General features: G+C 61.9%; 29 protein-coding genes. 15 read left to right on the forward strand and 14 right to left on the reverse strand.

The window, feature by feature from the left end; all coding sequences use genetic code 11:
* Positions 1 to 117 precede the first annotated feature (117 nt).
* A complete protein-coding gene (locus HX805_RS24640; protein WP_008432964.1) occupies positions 118 to 1,734 on the forward strand; it encodes an inorganic phosphate transporter in 1,617 nt (538 codons plus the stop codon).
* A gap of 123 nt (positions 1,735 to 1,857) precedes the next feature.
* Here HX805_RS24640 and HX805_RS24645 read toward each other — a convergent pair whose 3' ends face one another.
* The 3 genes from HX805_RS24645 to HX805_RS24655 all read right to left on the reverse strand — a co-directional run bounded on the left by HX805_RS24645 (position 1,858) and on the right by HX805_RS24655 (position 4,542).
* On the reverse strand, positions 1,858 to 2,832 hold the full coding sequence (locus HX805_RS24645; protein ID WP_177022225.1) for a biotin-dependent carboxyltransferase family protein: 975 nt from the start codon (positions 2,830 to 2,832) through the stop codon (positions 1,858 to 1,860).
* Positions 2,829 to 3,707: an allophanate hydrolase subunit 1 gene (locus HX805_RS24650; RefSeq protein WP_008432967.1), complete on the reverse strand. Its 879-nt coding sequence runs from the start codon at positions 3,705 to 3,707 to the stop codon at positions 2,829 to 2,831. Before HX805_RS24650 ends, HX805_RS24645 begins: the two co-directional genes overlap by 4 nt.
* A 76-nt stretch (positions 3,708 to 3,783) precedes the next feature.
* On the reverse strand, positions 3,784 to 4,542 hold the full coding sequence (locus tag HX805_RS24655) for a 5-oxoprolinase subunit PxpA (RefSeq protein ID WP_003211441.1): 759 nt from the start codon (positions 4,540 to 4,542) through the stop codon (positions 3,784 to 3,786).
* Positions 4,543 to 4,774: 232 nt separating this feature from the next.
* On the opposite strand from HX805_RS24655, the gene HX805_RS24660 reads away from it, so the two are divergent.
* Positions 4,775 to 5,692, forward strand: a complete 918-nt coding sequence (locus tag HX805_RS24660) for a LysR family transcriptional regulator (RefSeq protein ID WP_177019369.1) — start codon at positions 4,775 to 4,777, stop codon at positions 5,690 to 5,692.
* Here HX805_RS24660 and HX805_RS24665 read toward each other — a convergent pair.
* The gene (locus HX805_RS24665) at positions 5,613 to 6,584 is read right to left on the reverse strand and encodes a LysR family transcriptional regulator (RefSeq protein ID WP_177117366.1); all 972 of its coding nucleotides are present in this window, start codon (positions 6,582 to 6,584) and stop codon (positions 5,613 to 5,615) included. The two genes, HX805_RS24660 and HX805_RS24665, sit on opposite strands and share 80 nt — an antisense overlap.
* Before the next feature lie 111 nt (positions 6,585 to 6,695).
* On the opposite strand from HX805_RS24665, the gene HX805_RS24670 reads away from it, so the two are divergent.
* Entirely contained in the window at positions 6,696 to 7,454 is a 759-nt protein-coding gene (locus tag HX805_RS24670; protein WP_177081073.1) for an SDR family NAD(P)-dependent oxidoreductase, read from the forward strand.
* A gap of 57 nt (positions 7,455 to 7,511) precedes the next feature.
* Positions 7,512 to 8,420, forward strand: a complete 909-nt coding sequence (locus tag HX805_RS24675) for a LysR family transcriptional regulator (protein ID WP_003211434.1) — start codon at positions 7,512 to 7,514, stop codon at positions 8,418 to 8,420.
* A gap of 57 nt (positions 8,421 to 8,477) precedes the next feature.
* Here HX805_RS24675 and HX805_RS24680 read toward each other — a convergent pair whose 3' ends face one another.
* Positions 8,478 to 8,915, reverse strand: coding sequence for a multidrug/biocide efflux PACE transporter (locus HX805_RS24680; RefSeq protein WP_177081074.1), 438 nt, complete (start codon positions 8,913 to 8,915; stop codon positions 8,478 to 8,480).
* A gap of 89 nt (positions 8,916 to 9,004) precedes the next feature.
* On the opposite strand from HX805_RS24680, the gene HX805_RS24685 reads away from it, so the two are divergent.
* Complete coding sequence (locus tag HX805_RS24685) at positions 9,005 to 9,859, forward strand: LysR family transcriptional regulator (protein ID WP_087693158.1); 855 nt, start codon at positions 9,005 to 9,007, stop codon at positions 9,857 to 9,859.
* Positions 9,860 to 9,996: 137 nt separating this feature from the next.
* Here the strand turns inward: HX805_RS24685 and HX805_RS24690 are convergent, their stop codons facing one another.
* The gene (locus tag HX805_RS24690; RefSeq protein ID WP_003211429.1) at positions 9,997 to 10,839 is read right to left on the reverse strand and encodes a LysR family transcriptional regulator; all 843 of its coding nucleotides are present in this window, start codon (positions 10,837 to 10,839) and stop codon (positions 9,997 to 9,999) included.
* Positions 10,840 to 10,950: 111 nt separating this feature from the next.
* Here HX805_RS24690 and HX805_RS24695 point away from each other — a divergent pair, with 111 nt between their 5' ends.
* On the forward strand, positions 10,951 to 11,676 hold the full coding sequence (locus tag HX805_RS24695; protein ID WP_177035210.1) for an SDR family oxidoreductase: 726 nt from the start codon (positions 10,951 to 10,953) through the stop codon (positions 11,674 to 11,676).
* A 138-nt stretch (positions 11,677 to 11,814) separates the two neighbouring features.
* Here the strand turns inward: HX805_RS24695 and HX805_RS24700 are convergent, their stop codons facing one another.
* Genes HX805_RS24700 through HX805_RS24715 form a run of 4 tightly spaced genes read right to left on the reverse strand, consistent with a single transcriptional unit; the run spans position 11,815 to position 14,347 of the window.
* Positions 11,815 to 13,026, reverse strand: coding sequence for an RNA polymerase sigma factor (locus tag HX805_RS24700; RefSeq protein ID WP_177081098.1), 1,212 nt, complete (start codon positions 13,024 to 13,026; stop codon positions 11,815 to 11,817).
* 2 nt (positions 13,027 to 13,028) lie between these two features.
* A complete protein-coding gene (locus HX805_RS24705; RefSeq protein WP_003213108.1) occupies positions 13,029 to 13,511 on the reverse strand; it encodes an SRPBCC family protein in 483 nt (160 codons plus the stop codon).
* A 29-nt stretch (positions 13,512 to 13,540) separates the two neighbouring features.
* Positions 13,541 to 13,885 (reverse strand): YciI family protein, encoded by a 345-nt coding sequence (locus HX805_RS24710; RefSeq protein WP_003213107.1) that lies wholly within the window; start codon positions 13,883 to 13,885, stop codon positions 13,541 to 13,543.
* Between the two features lie 42 nt (positions 13,886 to 13,927).
* Positions 13,928 to 14,347, reverse strand: a complete 420-nt coding sequence (locus HX805_RS24715) for a nuclear transport factor 2 family protein (protein WP_003213104.1) — start codon at positions 14,345 to 14,347, stop codon at positions 13,928 to 13,930.
* Between the two features lie 146 nt (positions 14,348 to 14,493).
* Between HX805_RS24715 and HX805_RS24720 the strand changes: the two genes are divergently transcribed.
* Together HX805_RS24720 and HX805_RS24725 are read left to right on the forward strand one after the other, a co-directional pair.
* Positions 14,494 to 14,979: an N-acetyltransferase gene (locus tag HX805_RS24720; protein ID WP_134327202.1), complete on the forward strand. Its 486-nt coding sequence runs from the start codon at positions 14,494 to 14,496 to the stop codon at positions 14,977 to 14,979.
* Between the two features lie 20 nt (positions 14,980 to 14,999).
* Entirely contained in the window at positions 15,000 to 15,605 is a 606-nt protein-coding gene (locus HX805_RS24725; RefSeq protein WP_063027754.1) for a pyridoxamine 5'-phosphate oxidase family protein, read from the forward strand.
* A 46-nt stretch (positions 15,606 to 15,651) separates the two neighbouring features.
* Here the strand turns inward: HX805_RS24725 and HX805_RS24730 are convergent, their stop codons facing one another.
* Positions 15,652 to 16,137 (reverse strand): GyrI-like domain-containing protein, encoded by a 486-nt coding sequence (locus HX805_RS24730; RefSeq protein ID WP_003213098.1) that lies wholly within the window; start codon positions 16,135 to 16,137, stop codon positions 15,652 to 15,654.
* A 196-nt stretch (positions 16,138 to 16,333) separates the two neighbouring features.
* Here HX805_RS24730 and alaC point away from each other — a divergent pair, with 196 nt between their 5' ends.
* On the forward strand, positions 16,334 to 17,551 hold the full coding sequence (gene alaC / locus HX805_RS24735; protein WP_003213096.1) for an alanine transaminase: 1,218 nt from the start codon (positions 16,334 to 16,336) through the stop codon (positions 17,549 to 17,551).
* A 134-nt stretch (positions 17,552 to 17,685) separates the two neighbouring features.
* Here the strand turns inward: alaC and HX805_RS24740 are convergent, their stop codons facing one another.
* On the reverse strand, positions 17,686 to 19,041 hold the full coding sequence (locus HX805_RS24740) for a GntP family permease (protein ID WP_008431626.1): 1,356 nt from the start codon (positions 19,039 to 19,041) through the stop codon (positions 17,686 to 17,688).
* An 84-nt stretch (positions 19,042 to 19,125) separates the two neighbouring features.
* Positions 19,126 to 19,659, reverse strand: coding sequence for a gluconokinase (locus HX805_RS24745; protein ID WP_087693163.1), 534 nt, complete (start codon positions 19,657 to 19,659; stop codon positions 19,126 to 19,128).
* Positions 19,660 to 19,871: 212 nt separating this feature from the next.
* Between HX805_RS24745 and HX805_RS24750 the strand changes: the two genes are divergently transcribed.
* The 6 genes from HX805_RS24750 to HX805_RS24775 all read left to right on the forward strand — a co-directional run bounded on the left by HX805_RS24750 (position 19,872) and on the right by HX805_RS24775 (position 25,133).
* A complete protein-coding gene (locus tag HX805_RS24750; RefSeq protein ID WP_167665540.1) occupies positions 19,872 to 20,903 on the forward strand; it encodes a LacI family DNA-binding transcriptional regulator in 1,032 nt (343 codons plus the stop codon).
* A gap of 341 nt (positions 20,904 to 21,244) precedes the next feature.
* Positions 21,245 to 21,481: a DUF6124 family protein gene (locus HX805_RS24755; protein WP_087693164.1), complete on the forward strand. Its 237-nt coding sequence runs from the start codon at positions 21,245 to 21,247 to the stop codon at positions 21,479 to 21,481.
* 199 nt (positions 21,482 to 21,680) lie between these two features.
* Positions 21,681 to 22,313, forward strand: a complete 633-nt coding sequence (locus tag HX805_RS24760; RefSeq protein WP_177081075.1) for a glutathione S-transferase family protein — start codon at positions 21,681 to 21,683, stop codon at positions 22,311 to 22,313.
* 16 nt (positions 22,314 to 22,329) lie between these two features.
* Complete coding sequence (locus HX805_RS24765; RefSeq protein WP_177054573.1) at positions 22,330 to 23,067, forward strand: NAD(P)-dependent oxidoreductase; 738 nt, start codon at positions 22,330 to 22,332, stop codon at positions 23,065 to 23,067.
* Between the two features lie 11 nt (positions 23,068 to 23,078).
* Positions 23,079 to 24,488: an MFS transporter gene (locus HX805_RS24770; RefSeq protein ID WP_177081076.1), complete on the forward strand. Its 1,410-nt coding sequence runs from the start codon at positions 23,079 to 23,081 to the stop codon at positions 24,486 to 24,488.
* Positions 24,489 to 24,623: 135 nt separating this feature from the next.
* Positions 24,624 to 25,133: a hypothetical protein gene (locus HX805_RS24775; RefSeq protein WP_008431614.1), complete on the forward strand. Its 510-nt coding sequence runs from the start codon at positions 24,624 to 24,626 to the stop codon at positions 25,131 to 25,133.
* 155 nt (positions 25,134 to 25,288) lie between these two features.
* On the opposite strand, the gene HX805_RS32680 is transcribed toward HX805_RS24775, so the two are convergent.
* Positions 25,289 to 25,861, reverse strand: a complete 573-nt coding sequence (locus tag HX805_RS32680; RefSeq protein ID WP_371132976.1) for a methyl-accepting chemotaxis protein — start codon at positions 25,859 to 25,861, stop codon at positions 25,289 to 25,291.
* Between the last annotated feature and the right edge of the window lie 7 nt (positions 25,862 to 25,868).

Genomic DNA, 25,868 nt, shown 5'->3' on the forward strand with positions numbered 1-25,868 from the left:
GGTGTTTTATAGACCGGCGGCAACTTCAATTCCCTAAACACTGATTTACCGCAGCATCTCTGTAACATTCTGCAACGATCATGACGGATATCCTCCCTCAACACTGGATGTTCCGGCATGGCAACCCCTTCGCTGACCGCCTCCACCGCCTCCGTCACCAACGATCCCAAACCGCGCCTGGACAAAAAACCGGGCCTGGTGACGGTGATCATTTTCTTCGCCGTACTCGCCATGGGCCTGTTGTTCACCGCCTACAGCCTGATGCACGACATGCACGAGCTGGGCACGGTGGTCACCACCTGGACGCCGTTCCTGCTGCTGGGCGTGGCGCTGTTGATCGCCCTGGGCTTCGAGTTCGTCAACGGCTTCCACGACACCGCCAACGCGGTGGCCACGGTGATTTACACCAACTCATTGCCACCGCATTTCGCGGTGGTGTGGTCGGGCTTTTTCAACTTCCTCGGCGTGCTGCTATCCAGCGGCGCGGTGGCGTTCGGCATCATCGCCCTGCTGCCGGTAGAGCTGATTTTGCAGGTCGGCTCCTCCGCCGGCTTTGCGATGATCTTCGCGCTGTTGATCGCCGCGATCCTGTGGAACCTCGGCACCTGGTGGCTGGGGTTGCCGGCGTCGTCGTCCCACACCTTGATCGGCTCGATCATCGGCGTGGGCGTGGCCAACGCACTGATGCATGGCCGCGACGGCACCAGCGGTGTGGACTGGGGCCAGGCGATCAAGATCGGTTATGCGCTGCTGCTGTCGCCGCTGATCGGCTTCGCCTTCGCTGCCCTGCTGTTGCTGGCGCTGCGGGCCTTCGTGAAAAATCGCTCGCTGTACAAAGCGCCGAAAGGCGATACCCCGCCGCCTTGGTGGATTCGCGGCATGCTGATCGCCACCTGCACCGGTGTGTCGTTTGCCCATGGTTCCAACGATGGCCAGAAGGGCATGGGCCTGATCATGTTGATCCTGGTGGGCACCCTGCCGATGGCCTACGCGTTGAACCGCACCATGCCGGCCGGTGAGTCGTTGCAGTTTGCCGCGGTGGCCGAAGTCACCCAGGCAGCCCTGGTAAAAGCGGCGCCGCAACTGGCCCCCGCCGACTCTCGCGGCACCTTGTCGACCTACGTACGCACCAAGGAAGCCACCCCGGAACTGGTGCCCGCCCTGGCCGCCATCACCGGGCATATCGGTGAGGAAGTGAAGAGCTACGGCTCCCTCGCCGCCGTTCCGGCCGAGGCCGTGGGCAACGTGCGTAACGACATGTACCTGACCAGCGAAACCATCCGCCTGATGGACAAGGGCAAGGTCGGCAACTTCGATGCCGACACCCAGAACAAGCTGCAACTGTTCAAGCAACAGATCGACAACGCCACACGGTTTATCCCGCTGTGGGTCAAGATCGCCGTGGCCATCGCCCTCGGGCTCGGCACCATGGTCGGCTGGAAACGTATCGTGGTGACCGTGGGCGAGAAGATCGGCAAGACCCACCTGACCTACGCCCAGGGCGCATCCGCCGAGATGGTGGCAATGCTGACCATCGGCGCGGCGGACATGTATGGCTTGCCGGTGTCCACCACCCATGTGTTGTCGTCGGGTGTGGCCGGGACCATGGTGGCGAACGGCGGTGGCTTGCAGATGAAGACCATCCGCAACTTGCTGATGGCCTGGGTGCTGACGTTACCGGCGGCGATTCTGTTATCGGGTAGCCTATACTGGCTATTCACCCAATTGTTCTGACACAACCCGATAAAAATGTGGGAGCGGGCTTGCTCGCGAATGCGGTGGCTCAGTCACAGACTTATTGACTGACACTCCGCTTTCGCGAGCAAGCCCGCTCCCACATTGGGTTCAGTGGTGAGTTCAGGTGCTAAACAACCCGCCCATCAGCTTCAACCGCTTCTTGTACACCCGCCGCGCCTCCAACGCTTCCTCCAGCGTCACCGCCACAAACCCCGCCCGCTGGTTCGGTTGCATCTGCCCGATCAGATCCAGGTCGGCACTGATCACCGTGCCAATCATCGCGTAGCCCCCGCCCGACACCGCGTCCCGGTGCAGCACGATCGGCTCCAGGCCCGCCGGTACCTGGATCGAGCCGATGGGGTAGCAACTGTCGACGATGTTCGACGGATCGGACCCGGCGCCAAACGGCTGTTCCCGTGGCTGAAAGCTCAAGGCATTGCCGCCCTTGAAGCGATAGCCGATGCGGTCGGCCTCCGACCCCACCGTCCAGGGCTCGGCAAAAAAGCTGCTTTTGGCGGCGGGCGTCAGTCGCTCGTAATACAGCCCCGGCACCACCCGCAGGGTCACGTCCCCACCCACCGATTGGCGCAACGCCATGGGCAAACTGTTCCCAGCCCGGCCTTTGCCGCTGGCTTCGCCCACGGGCAGTTCATCACCCTCCACCAGCCGCCGCCCCTGAAACCCGCCCAATGCGCCGAGGGTGTAAGTCGAGCGGCTGCCCAACACCAGCGGCACATCGATGCCACCGGCCACCGCCAGGTAAGTCCGCGCGCCGGCCCTGGGAAATTCAAAGCGCAGTACTTGCCCGGCGCGCACTTCAAACGCGGTGTCCTGATGCACCACCACGCCGTCCAGGCGCGGCGACATCAGCGCCCCGCACAACGCCACCAGGGCATCCTGCTGAAACTCCAGCTCCGGCCCGATCAACGTGCATTCCAGCCCGGCAGCGCCGATGGGGTTGCCCACCAGGTGGTTGGCCGCGCTCAACGCGTATTGGTCCAGGGCGCCGGATGGCGGGATGCCGAGGTGGTAATAACCTTCGCGGCCAAGATCCTGCACGGAGGTGGCGAGGCCGGGTTTGAGTACCTTGATCATGCCAGCGCCTCCTGCAGGGTTTTCGGGTAGCCGATGGGGTCGGCGAGAAAGGCGTCGAGGGAAAACTCCACCGGGCGGATGCGCAGGTCGAAGCGCCCTGCGTCCACTTCTGCCACGGCCAGATCATAGGCGTCGCGGTCCATGGGTTTGAACTGCACGATGTCGCCGGGGCGGAAGAACACCATGTGCTCTTTCAGGTAAGCCAGTTGCTGTTGCGGGTCGTAGATCGGCGCCGGGGTGACGCCGAACATCTGGTAACCGCCGGCGCCGCGTACCGAATAGATACAGCCAAAGCAGCCGCCGTGGCCGAGGGTCAATTTCGGCGTGTCGGTGCGTGGGCGCAGGTACTTGGGCACCTGCAACTGCCGCTCGCGTTCCACCATCTGGAACATGAACGGCAAGCCCGCCACAAACCCCACCATCGAGACAAACCACGGCGCGCCACTGTGGGCCGCGATAAACGCGTCCACATCCGCCAGGCCGTTGATCCGCGCTGCGTATTCCAGGTCGGTACCGGTCGGGTCCTGATGACGGTCGCGAAAGCGCATCAGGGTTTCATGGGTCCAGGGGTCGTTGTACAGCACCGGGATTTCGATGATGCGGGTGTGCAAGGTACGTTCGGCCACGGCCTGGGCTTCGGCGCTTTGTACCGCGTCGAGCAACACGTGGGGCGCGATGCGGTCCGGGTCGAAGCGAATCTGGAACGAGGCGTTTGCCAGGCAGACGTCCAGCACACCGTCCAGGGCCAAGCGTTCCACCGCGCGGGTGACGGCCATGCCCTTGAAGAAAGCCTCCAGGGACATGCTCTCGCTGACCTCGGCAAACAGGTGTTCATCACCGCCAAAGCTGTAGCGGATCGGGGAAGATTCAGCCATGTCTGTTCCTCTTGGAATCATTGTAGAAAGGCAGGCAAAAAATCAATCAGACCCGGTGTCTGCGCACCGGTGTCGGTCAGCGGGGTGTGCGCACTTCGATGCCCGCCTGATCCAGCGCTTCACGGGTGGCTTCCACCAGTTCAAGGGCGCCGGGGGTGTCGCTGTGCAGGCAGATGGAATCGAATTCGATAAACAGGTCTTCCCCTTCCACCGTACGTACCAGCCCGGTCTGGCAAGCCCGTAGTACGCGCGCCGCAACCGTCGCCGGATCCAGCGCCCGCACATTGCGGGTAAACACGATGGAGCCGGTGAGATCGTACTCACGGTCGGCATAAAACTCCCGCACCACCGGCTGGCCGAGTTCCTTGGCGATACGCCAGATCACCGAATTCGGCATGCAATACAGCAGCAGCGTGGGCTCCAGCCGTTGCAGGTTTTCCACCAGCAACCGCGCCGCTTCTTCATCCCGCGCCAGGTGCATATACAGCGCGCCGTGGGGCTTGATGTGTTGCAGCGTGAGGCCCTGCACCCGGGCGATTTCCCGCAGGGCGCCGAGTTGATAGAGCATGTCGTCCACCAGCTCCTGGGCCGGGGCGTTGATATGGCGTCGGCCGAAACCTACGAGGTCGCGAAAACCCGGGTGCGCGCCAATCGCCACACCCAGTTGCTTGGCGCGCTCGACGGTGCGGCGCATGGTGCCCGGGTCGCCGGCATGAAAGCCGGTGGCGATGTTGGCCGAGCTGATGTAGGCCATCAGTTCACTGTCGACGCCATCGCCGATGGTCCAGGGGCCGAAGCCTTCGCCCATGTCCGAATTGAAATCCACTGCCTGCATCGGGGTCGCTCCGTTGAAGTTCTTGCGATGGAAATTAGGCTGCCCCTTGACCCCTTGGGAAGATCTATTATCAGATGGCCCATCTTCTGAAAATCAGATACCCGATACTGATCGTTCCCACGCTCCGCGTGGGAATGCCGCCCTGGACGCTCTGCGTCCGCCCTTGAAATCGTGACGCAGAGCGTCACAGGATGCGTTCCCACGCAGAGCGTGGGAGCGAGCGGAGAAACCAATGTCCCTGACCCTGCGCCAAATCCGCTACTTCGTCGCCACCGCCGAAATCGGCCAGATCTCCCAGGCGGCGATTCACCTGAACATCTCCCAATCGGCGGTGACCACCGCGATCAAGGAGCTGGAAGCGATGCTCGGCGCGCAGCTATTCGTGCGCTCGGCCCAGGGCATGAGCCTGACCGACGCCGGGCGGCATTTCCTCAACCGGGCGTATGTGATTGTGCGCAGCGTCGACGATGCCCTGAACAGCCCGCTGCCGGACTACCGCGCCAGCGGCGTATTGCGGGTGGCCGCCAGCTACACCGTGCTCGGTTACTTCCTGCCGCACCACTTGCAGCGCATGGAACACTGGCACCCGGACGTGACCATCGAGGTGTTCGAACAGGAACGCCAGGCCATCGAACACGGCCTGCTTAACGGCCAGTTCGATATGGCCGTGGTGCTCACCGCCAACCTCACCCACGCGGATATCGTCTCGGAAATCCTCTTCAACTCCGAACGCCGCCTGTGGCTGCCCAGCCATCACCCGTTGTGCGAACGCCCCGCCGTGAGCCTCGCCGATGTGGCCAGGGAGCCGTACATTTTCCTCACCGTCGACGAAGCCGAACAAAGCGCCATGCGCTACTGGGAACAGGCCGGGCAAACCCCCACGGTGCGGCTGCGCACCAGTTCGGTGGAGGCAGTGCGCAGCATGGTCGCCAACGGCAGCGGCGTGGCGATCTTGTCAGACCTGGTGCATCGCCCGTGGTCACTGGAAGGCAAACGCATCGAAACCGTGAGCGTCACCGACAAGGTCACGCCCATGAGCGTCGGCCTGGCCTGGCACCGCGAGCGCGATTTCACGCCGGCGATGCAGGCGTTTCGGGATTACTTCCATGATGCATTCCTGGCGCCGCAGCAGTTGTCTGCCCGGCGTTGAAAGCAGCCTGCAAGGTGGCGGCCAGCCAATCCATGAACACCCGCACCCGCAGCGGCAAATGCCGTTGGCCGGCGTACAGCAGGGACACGTCCAGTGCCGGCGCCGGATAGTCCGGCAGCACCGCCACCAACTCGCCGCTGGCCAGTTGATCGTGAATGCCCAGGGCGGGCACCTGGGTCAGGCCAAAGCCACCGATGCACGCCGCCCGGTAAGCGTCGGTGCTGTTGACCGTGACGCGCCCGGCCATGGGAATCCGCTGCACCTTGTTGCCTTGTACGTATTCAAACCCTGGGGAACGTGAGCCCAGCGGGCGTACGTAATGCACCAGTTTATGGTGAGCCAAATCAGCGAGCGTCCTGGGTACGCCGTGGCGCTTCAGGTACGCAGCACTGGCGCAGTTGATCATCGGCATGCTGCACAACAATCGGGCTACCACCGACTGGTCCGGCTGCGCACCGACGCGCAAGACGCAGTCGAAACCTTCCGCCAGCAAATCAACCTGGCGGTCGGTGCTGCTGATTTCCAGCTCGATCAGCGGGTGCAGGTCCATGAACTCGGGCAGGCGCGGCAGGATCAATTCCCGGGCCATGACATTGGGCATGTCCACCCGAATGCGCCCCGCCAGCTGCGCTTCATCCTGGCGAAACAAGCCTTCCAGCTCTTCCATGTGCGACAGCAAATCCTTGCTGCGCTCATACAGCACGCGCCCGTCCTGGGTCGCCTGGACCTTGCGCGTGGTGCGCTGCAACAGGCGCGCGCCCAGCAACTCTTCCAGCGCCTGCACATGCTCGGAAACCGTGGAGCGCGGCAAGCCCAGGCTCTCGCCCGCCTGGGTGAAACTCGACAGTTCGGTGACGCGCACGAAGGTACGCAGCAACTCTAGTTTGTTCATGGGATTGTTCGCCTTATCCGGCCAGTGATTCCGGCATAGCTCTGTTTATCACGTTATGGCCGGACAAATACACTCAGTCCCACGAACCATCACACGCTCGAGGACTTCACCATGACCCGTAAAATCGCACTCATCACCGGCGCCAGCCGCGGCCTGGGCAAAAGCGCTGCGCTGCACCTGGCGGCACAAGGCGTCGACATTATCGGTACCTACAACAGCGCAGCGGACGAAGCCCAGACCGTGGTCGCCCAAGTCGAAGCGCTTGGCGGCAAGGCGGCCATGCTGCAACTGGACGTCAGCCAGAGTTCCACCTTCGAGGCGTTCACCGCCCAGGTCGGCTCGGTATTGAAGGACGTGTTCGGCCAGGCGCACTTCAACTTCCTGATCAACAACGCCGGGATCGGCGCCCACGCCAGCTTCGCCGACACCACCGAAGCGCAGTTCGACCAACTGGTGGCGATCCACTTCAAAGGCCCGTTTTTCCTGACCCAGAAACTGCTGCCGCTGATCAGCGACGGTGGCCGCATCATCAATATCTCCAGCGGCCTGGCGCGCTTCAGCCTGCCGGGTTATTCGGCCTATGCCTCGATGAAAGGCGCGGTGGAAGTGCTGACCCGCTACCAGGCCAAGGAACTGGGTGCCCGTGGCATCACCGTCAACACCCTGGCCCCCGGCGCGATCGCCACCGACTTCAGCGGCGGCGTGGTGCGCGACAATCCGGACGTGAACGCGATGGTCGCCAACAACACCGCCCTCGGTCGCGCAGGCTTGCCGGATGATATCGGCGGGGCGATTTCCACCCTGCTGGCCGACGGCAGCAACTGGATCACCGGGCAACGGGTCGAGGCCTCGGGCGGGATGTTTCTGTAACGCTCTCGGATTCTCCGCTAGCATCAATGCTTTCGGATACCTGACAGGCAATCACCCATGAGTTTTGATCCAGGACTGGCCGGTGGCATGGGCGTACTGGCCGCCGTGGTCGACAGCGGCAGTTTCGCCCGCGCCGCCGACAGCCTGGAGATGACGCCTTCGGGGGTCAGCCGGGCTATTTCGCGGCTGGAAAAACGCTTGGGCATCCGCCTGTTCGACCGCACTACCCGCTCGGTGCAATTGACCGACGAGGGCCGGCGTTTCTACCAGGAAATCGCCCCCCTGCTGGCCGGCCTGGAAGAAGCCGCCAGCTCGGCGGCCGACAGCGCCCTGACGGTTCGCGGGCGGTTGCGGGTGAACATCGACCCGTACTTTTCGCGGCTGGTGCTGGGGCCGGTGCTGGGTGAATTCATGAGCCAATACCCGCAGCTGCAGTTGGACCTGCACACGCGGGATCAACTCGGGGACCTGGTGGCGGATGGCTTTGACCTGGCCATCCGTTTTGGCATTCCGCAATCGTCCTCGCTGATCGCCCGCAAGCTGATGGAAGTGCGGGTGCTGACGTTGGCCTCGCCAGCTTATCTCGAGCGGCATGGTCGCCCTTCACACCCCAAGGACCTGGAAGACGGCCAGCACGTGTGCATCGACTTTCGCGACTCCCAGACCGGCCGGCCGTTTGGCTGGGAATTCCACCGGCCGGGCGAGCAGGTCAACATCGCCACCAGCGGGCGGCTGGTGGTCAACGATGCCGGGACCTTGTACAGCGTGTGCGAACACGGCCATGCAGTGGCGCAAATGCTCGACCTTGGGCTGGCACCGGCGCTGAAATCCGGCGCGTTGATCGAGTTGTTTCCCGACTGGCCCGACGAGCGCTTCCCGTTGTATGCCTTCTACCCGTCGCGGCACTTGCCAGCGGCCAAGGTGCGGGCGTTCCTCGATTTTGTGGCCGCCCTACAACCCCTGTAGGAGCTGGCTTGCCGGCGATGACGTATCCAAAATCGCCATCGCCGGCAAGCCGGACTCCTACGCGGTGCGCATCCGTTTCTGCATAATCCGCTCCCGCGCGGCGTCATACCCCCAGTGATACACATAGGTGTACGGCAGGAAAAACAGCAACACGCCGATGTCGAGGATAAACGCCTGCATCAGGCTGATGTTCAGCCACCAGGCAATCAACGGCACACAGATCGCCACCAGCCCGCCTTCAAACATCAACGCATGCAGCACGCGGGTCCACACCCCGCCGGACAGTTGCAGGCGCGCCTTGAGACGGTCGAACAGGCCGTTGAAAATCACGTTCCAGGCCAGTGCCATAAGGCTGATGGCCAAGGTCACCATGCCCATCTCCAGGGCCGGTTTATCCATGATCCACGCCAGCAGCGGTGTACAGATCAACAAGGCCAAACCTTCAAAACCAATGGCCTGCCAAACGCGTTCAGTAATCGACTTAGTGGGTGTCATGACCCGTTCTCCGTGAGTGACGATGGTTGCCATCATTACCCTTTGACTCGATACTTCATAACCAGTAACCATCGATCAAGGCGATAGTCATGGCATCCCACGAAGTGCTTCAGGCGTTTGTGCAGGCGGCGACCCACGGTTCGTTTTCAGCGGCGGCGCGCAAGCTGGGCAAGAGCCAGTCCACCGTCAGCGCGGCGGTGGCCAGCCTGGAGATTGACCTGGATGTGGTGCTGTTTGATCGCAGCAGCCGCAAGCCCACGCTGACCCCGGCCGGGCATGTGCTGCTGCAACGCGCCGAGCAGGTGCTGGAAGCCAGCAGCCGCCTGGAGTTGGCGGCCAGCCAGTTGTCCCAGGGGTTGGAGCCGAAGTTGAGTATCGCGATGTCCGATACGTACCAGTCGGACCGTTTCGAAACCGCCCTCAGCGCCTTCGAGCAGCGCTACCCGGACCTGGAGCTGGAATGCCTGATCGCCGAATGCGAGGACTTGATTGCCCTGGTGCAAAGTGGCCGGGCGCAGATTGCGTTTATCGAGATGCAGGAGGTTTACCCGCCGGACCTCACCAGCACCACCGTGGAAGAGCGCACGGAAATCGCGCTGTTTGTCTCACCCAGACATCCGCTGGCGAACCTTGCGGACATCGACCAGCAAACCCTGGAACAACACCGCGAACTGCGCCTGGCGAGCATCATCAACCCGAATGAAACCCGCGGCCTGGGCCGGGTGTGGTCAGCGCCCAGTTACCTGATGCTGATGGAAATGGCACAACTGGGTTTTGGCTGGGCACCGCTGCCGCGCTGGCTGGTGGAGCGGTTTGGCGGCGACCACCTGTGTGAAATCAAGGCCCGGGGCTGGCCGCGCTCGGTGGCGGTGGACGCGTTGTGGTCACGCCAGCATCCGCCCGGCCCGGCCGGCAGTTGGTTGCTGGGCAAGATGCTGGAATAACGGCGGAACACACTATTCGCAACAATGAAGATCAAATGTGGGAGCTGGCTTGCCTGCGATAGCGGTGTGTCAGTCACCACCGCTATCGCAGGCAAGCCAGCTCCCACATTGAATTTGCGGTGAATTCAAAGGCGCCGTCAGGCGGCTTCAATCTGCGGCGGGCGGTTGTTCTGGAAATACTCATGCAAGGCCCGCAACGCCGGCAACTCCAGGGCCTGGGCGGCAAAGCACAGCCCCACCCGGCGCGTCGGTGCCGGCAGGTGCCAAGGGCGAATCACCACCCCGGCCCGCTCCGCCGCCAGCGACTGCGGCAACATCGCCACGCCGACACCGGCCGCCACCATGTGCAATGCCTGGGTCAACGAACCGGCATGCCCGGCCACCGCCTGGGGCGAGCGGCCGTACAAGGCCATCAGCCGTTGGTGGGAATCATGCTGCGGGCAGGTAATCCAGTCTTCGATCGGCGCCCAGGCCTGCTCCTTGCCGCCCGCCGCCATCGGGTGCGCAATCGGCAGTGCCATCACGTAGGACTCTTCCCAAAGCGGCAGGAATAATTCGTCCTCGCAGCACATTTCCTCTACCGCCAGGCGCCCCTCTCCTTCGCAGCCTTCCTGCAAGGTCAGCAGCAAACCCGGCAGGCCCTGGTGCGCCATGCGCAGGAAGGTTTCGATCTGGCTGTCGGCAATATCGCCTTCCACACCCAGTTCCAGGGCGATGCGGTTTTCGCGCCCGCGAAACAAGCGGCTCAACGCATCGGCCTCGGCCACCATGCGCCGGGCTTGCGGGTACAGCACCCGCGCCTCGTCACTGACCTCGACCCCACGAGGCTGGCGCAGAAACAGCGCCACGCCCAGTTCTTCTTCCAGTTGCTTGATGGTCACCGACAACGTCGGCTGGCTGATGAACAGGCGCTGGGCGGCGGCGGTGATATTGCGTTCCTCGAATACCGCGAGAAACGCCTTGAGATGACGCACATCCATAGTTAATACCGATGACAGGCAGAGGAATAAGGCATTTTTCAGCCAGCCGAGGGCTAAATATACTGCGCTCCACGTTCAGTTATTTGTTTTTCTTATTTCAGGAGTTCCACCATGAGCAAGCCATTGATCATCATCACCGGTGCCAGTTCGGGCATTGGCGAAGCGACTGCGCGCTTGCTGTCGGCCGCCGGCCACCCGCTGTTGCTGCTGGCCCGCCGCATCGACCGGCTGAATGCGCTGGAGTTGCCGAACACCTTGAGTCGCGGTGTCGACATCACCGATCGCGCTGCGCTGGTGGCAGCGGTGAAAGAAGCCGAAGCGCAATTCGGCCCGGCCGATGCACTCATCAACAATGCCGGCGTGATGCTGCTGGGCGCGGTCAGCGAACAGGACCCGGCACAGTGGGAGCAGATGCTCGACGTCAACGTAAAGGGTCTGCTGAACGGCATCCATGCGGTGGCTGGCAGCATGGTCAAGCGCAAGGGCGGCACCATCATCAACGTCAGCTCGGTGGCCGGGCGCAAGACCTTCCCCAACCACGTCGCCTATGTAGGCACCAAGTTCGCCGTGCATGGAATTTCGGAAAACCTGAGGGAAGAAATGTCGCCGCACAACGTGCGTGTGATCACCATTGCGCCGGGCGCGGTGGAAACCGAACTGCTGAGCCACACCACCGACGAAGCGATCAAGACCGGCTACCAGGCGTGGAAACAGGACATGGGCGGCACCGTGCTGAGCGCCGATGATGTGGCTTCGGCGATTGCCTATGCCTACCAGCAGCCGCAGCATGTGTGCATTCGCGAGATCGTGTTGGCGGCGACGCGTCAGCAGCCGTAACTCATTCATCAAGACAACATCGAACAAATGTGGGAGCGGGCTTGCTCGCGAATGCGGTGGATCAGTCACTGAAATGTTGACTGACACACCGCATTCGCGAGCAAGCCCGCTCCCACATTTGGATCTCCGGCGCCTGCACTATTTGAGTTCGGCCAATCGCCGCTCGATAAAGCGCTTTTCGGGCACTTGCTGGGTCAATGCCAGCGCCCGTTCAAACGCTCGCCGCGCGTCCTCCACTCGGCCCAATCGCCGACAAAACTCGCCCCGCGCCGAGTACGCCAGGTGATAGTCCACCAACACCCCCCGCGCCAGAATGCCGTCCACCAATTGCAAACCGGCCTGCGCTCCATCGCGCATCGCAACGGCCACCGCGCGATTCAGCTCGATCACCGGCGATGGCATCGCTCCAAGCAACACGTCATACAGCCCGACGATCTGCGGCCAATCAGTCTCATCGGCGCTCACGGCTTCAGCGTGTACCGCCGCAATCGCTGCCTGCAGGCTGTAGGGCCCGAAGCGGCGTGTGGTCAGGGATTTCTCCACCAGGGCGCATCCTTCAGCAATCAACGACGCATCCCACAGCGAACGGTCCTGCTCATCCAGCAACACCAACTCACCGCCGGCCGAGGTGCGTGCCGGGCGCCGGGACTCGTGGAGCAACATCAGCGCCAGCAAGCCCATCACTTCCGGTTCCGGCAACAACTCCATCAGCAAACGGCCCAGGCGAATCGCTTCGCGGGTCAGGTCTTCACGGGTCAGGTCGGCGCCCATGGACGCTGAATAGCCTTCGTTGAACACCAGGTAAATCACCCGCAGCACACTGTCCAGGCGCTCGGGCAACTCCGCCAGGGATGGCACCTGATAGGGGATCTTCGCTTCGCGGATCTTGCCCTTGGCCCGCACGATGCGCTGGGCGATGCTAGTGGGCGTGGCGAGAAACGCCCGGGCGATTTCCTCGGTGGTAAGGTCGCAGATCTCACGCAAGGTCAGCGCCGCCTGGGCATCCGCCGCCAGCGCCGGGTGGCAGCAGGTGAAGATCAGGCGCAGGCGGTCGTCTTCCACGTCTTCAACGCTCCAGTCTGCCGCTTCCAGCGCATCGGCTTGCGCCTGCAACCACGGGGTAAAACGCGCCTGGCGACGTAAACGGTCGATGGCCTTGAAGCGCCCGGTCGAGACCAGCCAGGCCCGGGGGTTATCCGGCACACCATCCTGCCCCCAGCGCTCGACTGCGACGAAGAACGCCTCGTGCAAGGCTTCTTCAGCCAGGTCAAAATCGCCAAGCAAGCGAATCAGGGTCGCCAGGATGCGCCGCGATTCGCTGCGATAAACCGCTTCAACCCGGGCCTGCACCGTCAATCGCGCAGGCCTTCGGTCACCAGCGTCACCAGCCGGTCGAGGCTCTGTCCCCAGCCCTCGTGAAAGCCCATGGCTTCGTGGGCCTGCTTGGTTTCGGCGCTCCAGTGCATGGCGCGGGCGGTATAGAGGGTTTTGCCGTCGACGTCTTCAAAGGTAACTTCTGCGGTCATGAATGGCTGGCCCGAAGGGATCCAGCCGGGGGTGAAGGCGTCGGTAAACACCAGCCGACTGGGGGCGGTAATCTCCAGGAATACGCCCTGGGTTGGGTATTCGCTGCCGTCCGGCGCGCGCATCAGCGTGCGAAATTGCCCACCCACCCAAAGGTCCATTTCGCACTCGGGAGTGGTCATGCCGTGTGGGCCCCACCACTGCTGCAACAAGGCCGGCTCGGTCCAGGCGCGGAACACGCGGCTGCGAGGGGCATCAATCAAGCGACTGATGGACAGTTCAAATTCGGCGGGTTTGGGTTGAATGCTCATGGGAAACCTCCTGGGTTTTATTGTTGTGATCAGAGATTCAATTCACGCACGGGGCGTACTTCCACACTGCCGACCCGAGCCGCCGGTATGCCGCCGGCCACCTGGATCGCTTCATTCAGGTCCTTGGCTTCGATCAGGTAAAACCCGGCGAGCTGCTCCTTGGTTTCGGCAAACGGTCCGTCGGTGATCGACAACTTGCCGTTGCGCATGCGCACGGTGGTGGCGGTGCTCACCGACTCCAGCGGCTCGGCAGCGAGCATGCGCCCGCTGGCCTGCACGGACTGGCCATAGGCGAAACATTCCGGGTCCTTGGGGCTGTCGGGCGAATCGTGCAGCACCTGTTCGTTGCTATAGATCAGGCAGAGGTATTTCATGGGATTCTCCGTTTTCGGACAACTGACTATAGTTCGCGACGCTCAAGGTTTCAGGTCGAACAGACCGGCGCCGGTTTCCATGTCGAACGGTGCCGACCAATGTTCATGCACCACTTTCCACTCGCCGCCAACGCGTTGGTAGCCTGCGCTGACGCGCATCCAGCAGGTCTTGAGTACGCCGTCGGGCCCGGTGCCGCCACAGTGCGCGAGCCAGTGGGCAAAGGCGCTGTTATCGCCGGCGACGATACGCATCTCATGGAAGTCAAAGACCCCAGGGCCCGGGCAGAACTCCATGCACGCCTTCCAGTGCGCCTGATAGGCGGCCTTGCCCTTGAACTGCAGGGCGCTAACGGCGTCGAACGCGACGATATCGTCGGCGTAAAAGCTGACAATCTTCTCGACATCCTTGGCGGTGACCGCCTGTTTCCATTGTTCGATCAAGCTGCTGATTGCGGTGCTCATGGCGATACTCCTTGCGGGAAAAATCACGGAAGACACCCTTAGTCGACTGAGCCCCGGGCCAATCGACAGTCCCGCAAAAAATAATTGCGACTACCGCAAACCCGCTAGAATCCGCGCTTCTTTGTAGGATTTCGGATGCTACGCCGATGGAAACCCGCCTCGTCGCCTATCAGACGTTGACTGCCCTGCAACAACAGCAACTCAACGCCCTGGAAGTGCATCCCGAACAACTGGGTTTTTCCGGCGATATCTACTGTGCGCTGAACACCCTGCTGGTCAATCCGAACCCTGGCGTGGCAGGCTTTGCGTTACTCGCCGACGAGATTCCCGTGGCCTTCCTGCTGCTCAAACGCCCACCCTGCCTGCCCCATTGGGCGGATGAACACAGCGCCACGCTGCACGCGTTGCAAGTCGATCGCCATCAGCAAGGCCTGGGGTTTGGCAAAGCCTGCCTGCAAGCCCTCCCCGCCGCCGCGCGCCTGGTTTGGCCGCAGATCAAGGCGCTGGAGCTGTCGGTGGACACGGATAATGTGGCGGCGATGGGGCTGTATTTGCAGCAGGGCTGGGTGGACAGCGGGGAGGCGTATAAGGGGCGGATTGGGTATGAGCGCCGGTTGGCGTGGGTGTTTTAAACAATAAGGAGCTGGTGAAGATGCTAACAACCCTGGAACAACTCGAATCCCTCTACGGCCTGCCCCACGAACGGGCCGTGCGCAAGGAAATCCCGTTTCTCAACGAGGATTACCAGGCCATGGTCCGCGCGTCACCCTTGGTGGTGGTGAGTTCATCCGGCCCGGACGGCATCGACGGTTCGCCCCGTGGCGACGTGCCAGGTTTTGTACGAATCATCGACGAGCGCACGTTGGCGATTCCGGATCGGCCGGGGAATAACCGCCTCGACACCCTGCGTAATCTGGTGGTGGACCCGCGTATAGCGTTGCTGTTCATCATCCCGGGGATTGGCGAGACGTTGCGGGTCAATGGCCGGGCGCAGATTTCCATCGAGCCAGAGTTGCTGGAGAGCTTTGCGGTAAATGGCAAAGCGGCCCGTTCGGTGATTCTGGTGCAGGTGGAGGCGGCATATTTCCATTGCTCCAAAGCCTTTGTGCGCTCCGATTGCTGGAACCCGGAAAAGCATCTGGATCGCTCGGCACTGCCCTCCGCCGGGGCGTTTCACAAGCGCTTGAATGATGGCGCGTTCGACGCCGAAGCCTATGACCGCGAGATGCCGGAGCGGGTCAAGGCCACGCTGTATTGAGAGGCCATTGCAGGAGCGAACGTGCTCGCTCCTGCCGGTGGCGCGGTCAGGCGGATTCGGCGTTGATCGGGATCCAGATTTCCACGGACCCCGTGCCTTTACCCACATCGAAATCGGCGCTGTAGCGCTCAAAATCAGCCCCGACCACCTTGTACCCGGAGGCCGGCAGCCATTCGAACATGATGCGTTCATAGGTCTGCGCCAGCGCCTGCACCGGGCCAAAATGCGGGAACACGGCATAGCGATGGGCCGGGATTTCAATCGACTGGAAGTTGCTCGGTACATCGCCCTTGGCCGGTACTTCAACGCCGGCCAGGTAGTCAAATTCATCGTGTTTGGCGTTGTAGCACACGCCATAGGTCACGCCGCCGACGCGTTTCTTGATCTCTTTGAAGCAGCTGTCGAACAGCTCCCACAACTTGGGAATATCGCCAATCGTGGCCTTCGAATAACGCCCTTGCACACCCGCGATCACCAGGGCCTTGCCCTCTTCCATGCGCGGCTGTAACGGCAGTTTTGTCTGTTGATCCATCTGAACAGTCTCCTTCTTATGAGGGAACAAACCCGCGTCGAGTATAGGGGCATATCCCCGTCGCACTCCAAACAGAAATTTTTCCCACAGCATCTGGACAATTGGCCATCACCGACCGTATTGTCTGCCCCGCAGGCCACCGCAGTGGCCGACGTCGCTCGGACGGTTCCGGGCGCTTACGTATTTCGAGGCAACAATGGCCGAACCCCGTTCGCCGCGCCGCTTTGCGCGCATAGATCGACTCCCCCCTTACGTGTTCAATATCACTGCCGAGTTGAAGATGGCTGCGCGTCGGCGCGGCGAAGACATCATCGACTTGAGCATGGGTAACCCGGACGGCGCCACTCCACCGCACATCGTGGAAAAAATGGTCACCGTCGCCCAACGCGAAGACACCCACGGTTACTCCACTTCCAAAGGCATTCCGCGGCTGCGCCGGGCGATTTCGCGCTGGTACAAAGACCGCTACGAAGTGGACATCGACCCGGAAACCGAAGCCATCGTGACCATCGGTTCCAAGGAAGGCCTGGCGCATTTGATGCTGGCCACCCTGGACCAGGGCGACACGGTGCTGGTGCCCAACCCCAGCTACCCGATTCACATCTACGGTGCCGTGATTGCCGGCGCCCAGGTGCGTTCGGTGCCGCTGATTCCGGGGGTGGACTTCTTCGCTGAACTGGAACGTGCGATTCGTGGCTCGATCCCCAAGCCGAAGATGATGATCCTCGGCTTCCCGTCCAACCCCACCGCACAGTGCGTGGAGCTGGACTTCTTCGAACGGGTGATCGCCCTGGCCAAGCAGTACGACGTGCTGGTGGTGCATGACCTGGCCTACGCCGACATCGTCTACGACGGCTGGAAAGCTCCGTCGATCATGCAAGTGCCGGGCGCCAAGGACATCGCGGTGGAGTTTTTCACCCTGTCCAAGAGCTACAACATGGCCGGCTGGCGCATTGGTTTCATGGTGGGCAACCCGGAACTGGTCAACGCCCTGGCGCGGATCAAGAGCTACCACGACTACGGCACCTTCACCCCGCTGCAAGTGGCGGCGATTGCGGCGCTGGAAGGCGATCAGCAGTGCGTGAAGGACATTGCCGAGCAGTACCGCCAGCGCCGTAACGTGCTGGTGAAAGGCCTGCATGAGCTGGGCTGGATGGTCGAGAACCCGAAGGCGTCGATGTACGTCTGGGCGAAGATTCCCGAGGCGTATGCCGCGATGGGCTCGCTGGAGTTTGCCAAGAAGCTGCTGCTTGAGGCGAAGGTGTGTGTGTCGCCGGGGATTGGCTTTGGTGAGTATGGTGACGACCACGTGCGCTTTGCACTGATCGAAAACCAGGACCGGATTCGCCAGGCGGTGCGGGGCATCCGGGCGATGTTCCGGGCGGATGGGCTGGTCAAGAAAGCTGACGCCTGACCCGATCCAACGGCAGGAATGATCGTTCCCACGCTCTGCGTGGGAATGCCGCCTTGGACGCTCTGCGTCCGCTTGTGACGCGGAGCGTCACAGGATGCGTTCCCACGCGGAGCGTGGGAACGATCACTTACCGCCTAGACCACCAGCGACAGCAACATGATAAAGCCCAACGCCACCACCGACAGAATGGTCTCCATCGCCGTCCAGGTCTTGAACGTCTCGGCCACGGTCATATTGAAGTACTGCTTCACCAGCCAGAACCCCGCATCGTTGACGTGAGACAGCACCAGCGAGCCCGCCCCCGTCGCCAACACCAGCAACTCGCGGTTCACCCCCGGAATCATCCCCACCACCGGCACCACAATGCCGGCACCGGTAATGGTCGCCACGGTGGCAGAACCGGTAGCCACACGAATCACCGCCGCCACCAGCCAGGCCAGCAGGATCGGGTTGATCTGCGCAGTCACCGCCATATGGCCGATCACATCACCCACGCCGCTGGTCACCAGCATCTGCTTGAAACCACCACCGGCACCGATGATCAGGATGATCGCTGCAGTCGGCGCCAGGCTGGCGTCGAGCAGCTTGAGGATTTGCTTGGAGCCAATGCCCTGGCGATGGCCAAAGGTGTACAGCGACAACAGCAAGGCCAGCAGCAAGGCGGTGATCGGGTGACCGATCATGTCCATCCAGTTGCGGATCACATGGCCGTCCGGCAGGGCGACGTCGGCGAAGGTTTTCAGCAGCATCAGGAACACCGGCAACAGCACGGTGATCAGGGTGATGCTGAAGCTCGGCAGGGTCTTGGATTCCGGTTGCTCACTGGCCAGTTGGTCTACCAGTTCCTGGGACGGGTTGCCCGGGATGTACTTGGCGATAAACGAACCGTAGAGCGGGCCGGCGATGATCGCCGTAGGCAGCGCGACGATCAGGCCGTAGAGAATGGTCTTGCCGATGTCGGCACCGAACACGCCGATCGCCAGCAGCGGACCCGGGTGCGGTGGCACCAGGCCGTGCACCGCCGACAGGCCGGCCAGCAGCGGAATGCCGATCTTGATCAGCGACACACCGGTACGGCGCGCAACGATAAACACCAGCGGGATCAGCAACACAAAACCGATCTCGAAGAACAACGGAATGCCCACCAGGAACGCGGCGAACATCATTGCCCACTGCACCTTCTCCTTGCCGAAGGCCCGCACCAGGGTTTGCGCGATCTGATCGGCACCGCCGGAATCGGCCATCATCTTGCCGAGCATCGTACCCAGCGCGAGGATAATCCCGACAAAGCCGAGCACCCCGCCGAAGCCGTCCTGGAAGGCCTTGATGATCTTGTCCACGGGCATGCCCGAGGTCAGGCCGAGAAAGCCTGCGGCGATGATCAGCGCAATGAACGGGTGGACTTTGAACCGGGTGATCAACACGATCAGGCCGATGATGGTCACCACTGCATCGAGCAGCAGATAGGTATCGTGGGACAAGCCAAACATGGGGGTCTCTCCTGTTTGTTGTTGTTATTAAAGCCGGTAAAAAATTCAGTGCAGGCGGACAGCGCTATCTTGTCCGGCAAAAAATTATTTGTTTGGTTCAAAGCCGTGTTCGAGCCACCAGGCATTGGTTTGCTCGGCCAGTTCTTCGACGCTGTCTTCACTGGCGTTCAGCGCCAGGGTCAACGGCTCGCCCACCGGGGATTCCAGGGTGGCGAACTGGCTGTCGATCAGGCTGGCCGGCATGAAATGGCCGGGGCGATGGGATACACGGTCGGCGGCGACTTCGCGGGTCAGCTCCAGAAACACAAACCCCAGGCCCGGCGCGGCTTCGCGCAGGTGGTCGCGGTATTTCTTCTTCAGGGCCGAACAGGTGAGCACCGGATGCTCGCCGGCCTTGAGCGAGCGGCGCAGCTCATCGCACAGGATGTCGAGCCAGCCGGCGCGGTCTTCGTCGTTAAGGGGATGGCCGGCGCTCATCTTCTCGATGTTCGCGGCGGGGTGAAAGCTGTCGCCTTCGATGGCAGTGGCGCCGTTCAGCAGGCACAGGGCCTCGCTGACGCTGGACTTGCCACAGCCGGAAACACCCATGATCACGAGGGCAGTAACAGGTTGACTCATGAAACACCTCAAGACGCAGATAGCGCTACCTTTGCACGCTGTAAGGCTAGTGCAAAAACAGGCTTTTCCCGCGCCGTCTTGTCATTTTTATGGAGTGACGCGTGCATCTGCTCCAAAGGTTTGAACGGGAACAGGCATCCCGACGTTCAAGAATTTGCAGGGTCTTGGAGACAGCGCTACCTTAGTGCCTCGATTTTTGTTTGGCAAGCCGCCTGATGACTCCCAAGAACGATAAAAATACCCGCACCACGGGCCGCCCTACCCTCAATGAAGTGGCCCGCCTGGCTGGCGTGAGCCCGATTACCGCCTCCCGGGCCTTGCGCGGCATCAGCACCGTGGCCACCGAACTGGTGGAAAAAGTGCAAAAAGCCGCCGCCGAACTGAGCTACGTGGTCAACCCGGCCGCCCGTGCCCTGGCATCTGCCCAGAGCCAGTCGGTGGTGGTGTTGGTGCCGTCGCTGTCCAACCTGCTGTTTATCGAAACCCTGGAAGCCATCCACCAGGTGCTGCGGCCCAAGGGCTTTGAAGTGCTGATCGGCAACACCCACTATTCCCGCGACGAAGAAGAAGACCTGCTGCGCAACTACATGGCCTACCAGCCACGGGGGTTGCTGCTGACCGGGTTTGACCGTACGGAAAGCGCCCGGCGCATGGTGGAATCGAGCAATGTGCCGTGTGTGTACATGATGGACCTGGACCCGGGCGCCGGACTGAACTGCGTAGGATTTTCGCAGTTGAACGCCGGGGAAACGGCGGCAGCGCATTTGATCTCACGGGGGCGCAAGCGGTTGGCCTACATTGGCGCGCAACTGGACCAGCGTACGTTGTTGCGCGGTGAAGGCTTTCGCCGGGCGTTGCAGCAGGCGGGGTTGTACGACCCGGCGCTGGAAGTGCTGACGCCACGGCCATCGTCGCTGGGCCTGGGTGGTGAATTGTTCCTGCAGTTGCTGGCCAGCCATCCGGATGTGGACGCGATCTTCTTTGGCAACGACGACCTGGCTCAAGGTGCGCTGCTGGAAGCGCTGCGCCATGGCATCAAGGTGCCGGAGCAGATCTCGGTGCTGGGCTTCAACGACCTGCCGTCTTCCTCGTTCATGGTGCCGCGTTTGAGCAGCATCAGCACCCCGCGTGAAGCCATTGGCCGGCGGGCAGCCGAGCATTTGTTGACGGTGATGGCCGGCAACAAGATCGCCCGGCCGGTGGTGGACATGGGGTTTGAGTTGAAGGTGCGCGAGAGTACCTAGGCGGTAGCTGTAGGAAGTGGCTGGTGTTGATGGCAGCGCCTTGCTCCGTTACCTACAGGTACGTCAGAATCCGCCGGCTTGTGCGCCTGGGTAGGGCTCTCTAAGGTTGCCCGGTCGCTGAATTTCTCAGTGATCGGGTTTAGTAGCCCGAGCAACCCCTCACAAATGTGCATGAGCTTCATCTATCGGACTTACCTGTCTGTGCTTGATGGTGGCTGTGCGCAGGGCGCCCTCGTGGCGCGCCGGGTTTTGTGAGGGTCTACCGGTCTACTAACCTGCGTGCAGCCGCCACCCTTTCGTTTAGTAGCGATCAGGTGGTGGCCCAGTTAGAGAACTCACCTATGTTCAAAGCAACTCCAAATCCTCCCGCCTTATTCACCGTCAGCCCCGACGCCAGCAGCGAAAGCCTGATCGCCAACAGCTACGAGACGTTTTCCTCGGTCAGCACGTTATTGCTCGACCTGTCTGATGAACTCACCGGCAAAGACCGCGACACCGCATTGGCGATTCACCAGTTGAGTGAGTTGGGCGTATTGCTGATGGGCAAGCTGATGGACCTGGAATCACCACTGATCTAACAGACCGCACGCGGTCAAACTGTGGGAGCGGGCTTGCTCGCGAATGCGGTGTGTCAGCCGAGCTTTCCATCACTGATACACCGCATTCGCGAGCAAGCCCGCTCCCACATTTTTGATCCTGCCCACTTAACAACCTCGCCGTGCCTTCTGGCCCCTGCTAAATTGCCCCCTGCCTTCTCACCCTCGTCAGGAAAGCACCATGGGCCATTTGCTGAAAATCCTCGGTCGCACTTCTTCCATCAACGTGCGAAAAGTCCTGTGGACCTGCCAGGAACTGGATATCCCCTACGACCGCGAAGACTGGGGCATCGGCTTCGCCTCCACCCAGTCCCCCGAATTCCTGGCCCTGAACCCCAACGCCCAAGTCCCGGTGATCATCGACGACAACGGCGTACTGTGGGAATCCAACACCATCTGCCGCTACCTCGTGGGCCTGCACCAACGCCACGACCTGTTGCCCACCGAGCCGGTCGCCCGTGCGAGGGTCGAGCAATGGATGGACTGGCAAGCCACCGAGCTCAACCCGTCGTGGGGCTACGCCTTCCACGCTCTGGTACGCAAGAACCCGGACTACCAGGACCCGCAGCGCGTCAAAGCCGGGGTAAAAAGCTGGAACGACAAGATGGGCCTGCTCGAAGAGCAACTGATCAAAACCGGCGCCTACGTCGCCGGTAACGACTTCACACTCGCCGACATCCTCATCGGCCTGTCGGTGCACCGCTGGTGGATGACGCCCATGGAGCATCCGTCCTACCCGGCGGTCAGCGCCTACTACGAAACCCTCAGCCAACGCCCCGGCTTCAAAACCTTCGCCCTCGACGGCCACAACTAAAAACAAGGACTACCCAATGAACGGACTCAACGTACTACTCACCGGCGCCTGTGGCCGCATCGGCAAGACGTTTTTCGAAGCGTCGAAAGACCGCTACCGCTTCACCCTCACCGACCGCATCGAGCCGGATTTCGCCCTCGGCGAGCACCGTTTCATCCACGCCGACCTGAGCGACAAAACCGCCCTCGCCGCCCTGCTCGACGGGATTGACGTGATCGTGCACCTGTCGGGCATCCCCCACGCCAGCGCGACCTTCGACGAGTTGTTGCCCAACAATATCCTGGCCACCACTTACCTGTTCGAAGCCGCCGTGGCCGCAGGTGTGAAGCGCCTGGTGTTCGCCAGCAGTGCCCAGACCATCGAAGGCTACCCGGTAGACCGGCAGATCACGCCGGGCATGCCGGTACTGCCCGCCAACCTGTACGGCGTGAGCAAATGCTACGGCGAAGCCCTGTGCGGTTTTTACGCGGCCAAAACCCCGCTCTCCACCATCGCCCTGCGCATCGGTGCGTTTGAATTCCCCGAAACCCACGACCTGAACAACGCCCGCGACCTCAGCGCCTGGCTCAGCCCCCGCGACGCCGTGCAACTGCTGCAACGCTCGGTGGAAACCATCGGGGTGAAACACCTGATCGCCCATGGCATTTCCAATAACCGTTTCAAACGCCTGGACCTCAGCGAAACAACCCGTGTGCTGGGTTACCAACCGGTGGATGATGCGTTCCAGGAATTCGAGATCCCGATCACTTATTGAGTCTTCTGCCCATGTCTTCACCCTCTCTTGCAGACGGTATCGACCCGATCCGCGCCGCGCACATCAGCGCGCGCATTGATCGGTTGCCCGCCGTCGCCACTGTCTGGCGCCTGGTGGCGCTGCTGTCGATTGGCGGCTTTTTCGAGCTGTATGACTTGTTCCAGACTGCCTATATCAGCCCCGGCCTGATCAGTGACGGAGTTTTCCACACCGGCAGCCAGGGCGTATTCGGCTTCTCCGACCAGGCGGCCTTTGCCTCGGCGACCTTTCTCGGCCTGTTCCTCGGCGCCAGCCTGCTCAGCCCGATTGCCGACCGCTACGGGCGCCGGGCGATCTTCACCTTTGCGTTGATCTGGTACACCGTCGCCACCGTGTTGATGGGTATCCAGACCTCCGCCCTGGGCATCATCTGCATGCGCTTCCTGGTGGGCATTGGTTTGGGCATCGAGCTGGTGACCATCGACGCCTACCTCTCGGAACTGGTGCCCAAGCGCATGCGCAGCTCGGCGTTTGCCTTTGCGTTTTTCATCCAGTTCCTGTCGGTGCCGGCGGTGGCGTTGATGTCGTGGTGGCTGGTACCCCAGGCACCGTTCGGGATTTCCGGCTGGCGCTGGGTAGTGGTGAGCAGTGCGGTATTTGCGCTGTTTATCTGGCAACTGCGCAAGCGCCTGCCGGAATCGCCGCGCTGGCTCGCACAAAAAGGCCGTTTCGACGAAGCCGGGCAGATCATGGACAACCTCGAAGCGCGCTGCCGGAAAGACCACGGCAAGCCACTCGATGAGCCGGAACCGCAAGCCGTCAGCGTGCAGGGCCAAGGGCGCTTCGCCGATATCTGGCAACCGCCGTACCGGCGCCGGGCGTTGATGCTGATTGTGTTTCATGTGTTCCAGGCCATCGGCTTTTTCGGCTTCGGCAACTGGCTGCCGGCGCTGCTCTCGGGCCAGGGCGTGAGCGTCACTCACAGCCTGGGCTATGCCTTCATCATCACCCTCGCCTACCCGTTGGGGCCGCTGCTGTTTGTGAAGGTGGCGAACCGGTTTGAGAACAAATGGCAGATTGTCGGCTCGGCGCTCGGCGCGGTGATCTTCGGCAGTTTGTTCGCGCTGCAAACCACCGCCGTGGGCCTGGTGATCTGCGGGGTGATGATCACCTTCTGCAACGCCTGGCTGAGTTTCAGTTATCACTCCTACCAGAGCGAACTGTTCCCCACCAACATCCGCGCCCGGGCGGTGGGTTTCTGCTATTCGTTCAGCCGGTTGTCGACGGTGTTCAGCAGCCTGTTGATCGGCGTGATCCTCGAACACCTCGGCACGCCCGGCGTGTTGGCGTTTATCGCCAGCAGCATGTTGATCGTGATGATCACCATCAGTTGGTTCGGCCCGCGCACCCGCAACCTGGCGCTGGAGAACATTGCCCACTAGCGGCAAACAATGGCCGGCGGCACGCCAACGCTTGCCGACGGTAGCGGCCAAAAGCCCCGTAAACACGGGGCCATACCACTGGGCACGCTAATTGCTCCACCTGTGGCACCGCCCACATCCACAGGTGTCCTGATCATGCTGATCAACAACAACCCCCAGGCTCAGTCGACGATCCAACGCATCAAGCGCGCAGACATGGACCCGGCCAACGCCGCGGCCAGCGCGCTGTACAGCGGTGCCGCGCAAAACGTGCAACAGGGCACTACCACTGTATCGACCACACAGGCAGCGGCCGACGCCACTGCCGACAACATCAATGCCGCCTTCGCCAAGACCCGTGTGCAGTTGCAAGCCACCACCGCAACCGCCTCGACCACCGATACGGCCAAGACTGACTCCACCACGTCGGCCCGCAGTGACTTCACCGACTACATGAAAAAAAGCCCGGCCGAGCGCATCCGCGAGCAACTGCTCAAGGAACAGGGTTTGACCGAGGATGATGTGAAGAACATGCCTCAGGACAAGCAGGATGCTATTTCCAAAGAAGTGGCAGAACGCCTGAAGGAGCAGCAGGCGCAGCAGGTAGCGGCGAAGACCGCTGACCCGCAGGCGCAGAACGTGAAAGAAACCCTGGCTGCGATCTAAGCGCTGACAATACAAACCCTGGTCAGGGAACTTGCTGGAGTGAGGGAGCTTGCTCCCGCTGGAGTGCGCAGCGCTCCCAGGATTTTGGGGCCGCTTCGCAGCCCAGCGGGAGCAAGCTCCCTCGCCACAGGTTATTTCTCGGCCATAACGGTGTGTTACTGCAGTTGCAGTGTGGAATTGAACTGACTGATCGCATCCACCACATGCCGTGACCCTTCCTGAATCTCCAGGATCACCTGCCCCGCCTCATTCGCCAGCTCCACCCCAAGCCCCGTGCGGCTCAAGCTCGACTGCATGCTCGACACCGCGCTGATCGACAGGTCGTGGTTCTTGCGCACCACATCCACAATCTCGATCGTCGCCTGGCTGGTTCGCGCCGCCAAACTGCGCACCTCATCCGCCACCACCGCAAACCCGCGCCCATGCTCGCCCGCCCGGGCCGCTTCGATCGCCGCATTCAGCGCCAGCAGGTTGGTCTGGTCGGCGATGCCGCGGATGGTCTGGACGATGGTGCCGATGATGTCCGACTGCTTGCTCACTGCGTCGATGCTCACGGCCGCTTCGTTAAGGTCACGGGAAATCTCTTCGATGATCTGCACGGTCTGCTGCACCACTTCCGAACCCTTGCGGGCGCAGGCGTCGTTTTGCACCGAGGTGGCGTGAGCCGAGTCGGCAGCCGTGCGCAAGGTGGTGACCTGGTCGGTGATGTCGCTGGCGAACTTCACCACTTTGTAC

This window comes from Pseudomonas sp. G5001, from assembly GCF_013385475.1.
Classification (GTDB): Bacteria; Pseudomonadota; Gammaproteobacteria; order Pseudomonadales; family Pseudomonadaceae; genus Aquipseudomonas.

Coding starts and splice junctions, on each gene's coding strand:
- HX805_RS24645 (WP_177022225.1), bottom strand. CDS start 2,832: ATGATCAAGGTACTCAAACCCGGCCTCGCCACCTCCGTGCAGGATCTT.
- HX805_RS24725 (WP_063027754.1), top strand. CDS start 15,000: ATGCTAACAACCCTGGAACAACTCGAATCCCTCTACGGCCTGCCCCAC.
- HX805_RS24720 (WP_134327202.1), top strand. CDS start 14,494: ATGGAAACCCGCCTCGTCGCCTATCAGACGTTGACTGCCCTGCAACAA.
- HX805_RS24715 (WP_003213104.1), bottom strand. CDS start 14,347: ATGAGCACCGCAATCAGCAGCTTGATCGAACAATGGAAACAGGCGGTC.
- HX805_RS24665 (WP_177117366.1), bottom strand. CDS start 6,584: ATGAACAAACTAGAGTTGCTGCGTACCTTCGTGCGCGTCACCGAACTG.
- HX805_RS24710 (WP_003213107.1), bottom strand. CDS start 13,885: ATGAAATACCTCTGCCTGATCTATAGCAACGAACAGGTGCTGCACGAT.
- HX805_RS24640 (WP_008432964.1), top strand. CDS start 118: ATGGCAACCCCTTCGCTGACCGCCTCCACCGCCTCCGTCACCAACGAT.
- HX805_RS24770 (WP_177081076.1), top strand. CDS start 23,079: ATGTCTTCACCCTCTCTTGCAGACGGTATCGACCCGATCCGCGCCGCG.
- HX805_RS24690 (WP_003211429.1), bottom strand. CDS start 10,839: ATGGATGTGCGTCATCTCAAGGCGTTTCTCGCGGTATTCGAGGAACGC.
- HX805_RS24675 (WP_003211434.1), top strand. CDS start 7,512: ATGAGTTTTGATCCAGGACTGGCCGGTGGCATGGGCGTACTGGCCGCC.
- HX805_RS24740 (WP_008431626.1), bottom strand. CDS start 19,041: ATGTTTGGCTTGTCCCACGATACCTATCTGCTGCTCGATGCAGTGGTG.
- alaC (WP_003213096.1), top strand. CDS start 16,334: ATGGCCGAACCCCGTTCGCCGCGCCGCTTTGCGCGCATAGATCGACTC.
- HX805_RS24650 (WP_008432967.1), bottom strand. CDS start 3,707: ATGGCTGAATCTTCCCCGATCCGCTACAGCTTTGGCGGTGATGAACAC.
- HX805_RS24745 (WP_087693163.1), bottom strand. CDS start 19,659: ATGAGTCAACCTGTTACTGCCCTCGTGATCATGGGTGTTTCCGGCTGT.
- HX805_RS24705 (WP_003213108.1), bottom strand. CDS start 13,511: ATGAGCATTCAACCCAAACCCGCCGAATTTGAACTGTCCATCAGTCGC.
- HX805_RS24660 (WP_177019369.1), top strand. CDS start 4,775: ATGTCCCTGACCCTGCGCCAAATCCGCTACTTCGTCGCCACCGCCGAA.
- HX805_RS24760 (WP_177081075.1), top strand. CDS start 21,681: ATGGGCCATTTGCTGAAAATCCTCGGTCGCACTTCTTCCATCAACGTG.
- HX805_RS24765 (WP_177054573.1), top strand. CDS start 22,330: ATGAACGGACTCAACGTACTACTCACCGGCGCCTGTGGCCGCATCGGC.
- HX805_RS24755 (WP_087693164.1), top strand. CDS start 21,245: ATGTTCAAAGCAACTCCAAATCCTCCCGCCTTATTCACCGTCAGCCCC.
- HX805_RS24655 (WP_003211441.1), bottom strand. CDS start 4,542: ATGCAGGCAGTGGATTTCAATTCGGACATGGGCGAAGGCTTCGGCCCC.
- HX805_RS24775 (WP_008431614.1), top strand. CDS start 24,624: ATGCTGATCAACAACAACCCCCAGGCTCAGTCGACGATCCAACGCATC.
- HX805_RS24680 (WP_177081074.1), bottom strand. CDS start 8,915: ATGACACCCACTAAGTCGATTACTGAACGCGTTTGGCAGGCCATTGGT.
- HX805_RS24670 (WP_177081073.1), top strand. CDS start 6,696: ATGACCCGTAAAATCGCACTCATCACCGGCGCCAGCCGCGGCCTGGGC.
- HX805_RS24730 (WP_003213098.1), bottom strand. CDS start 16,137: ATGGATCAACAGACAAAACTGCCGTTACAGCCGCGCATGGAAGAGGGC.
- HX805_RS24695 (WP_177035210.1), top strand. CDS start 10,951: ATGAGCAAGCCATTGATCATCATCACCGGTGCCAGTTCGGGCATTGGC.
- HX805_RS24685 (WP_087693158.1), top strand. CDS start 9,005: ATGGCATCCCACGAAGTGCTTCAGGCGTTTGTGCAGGCGGCGACCCAC.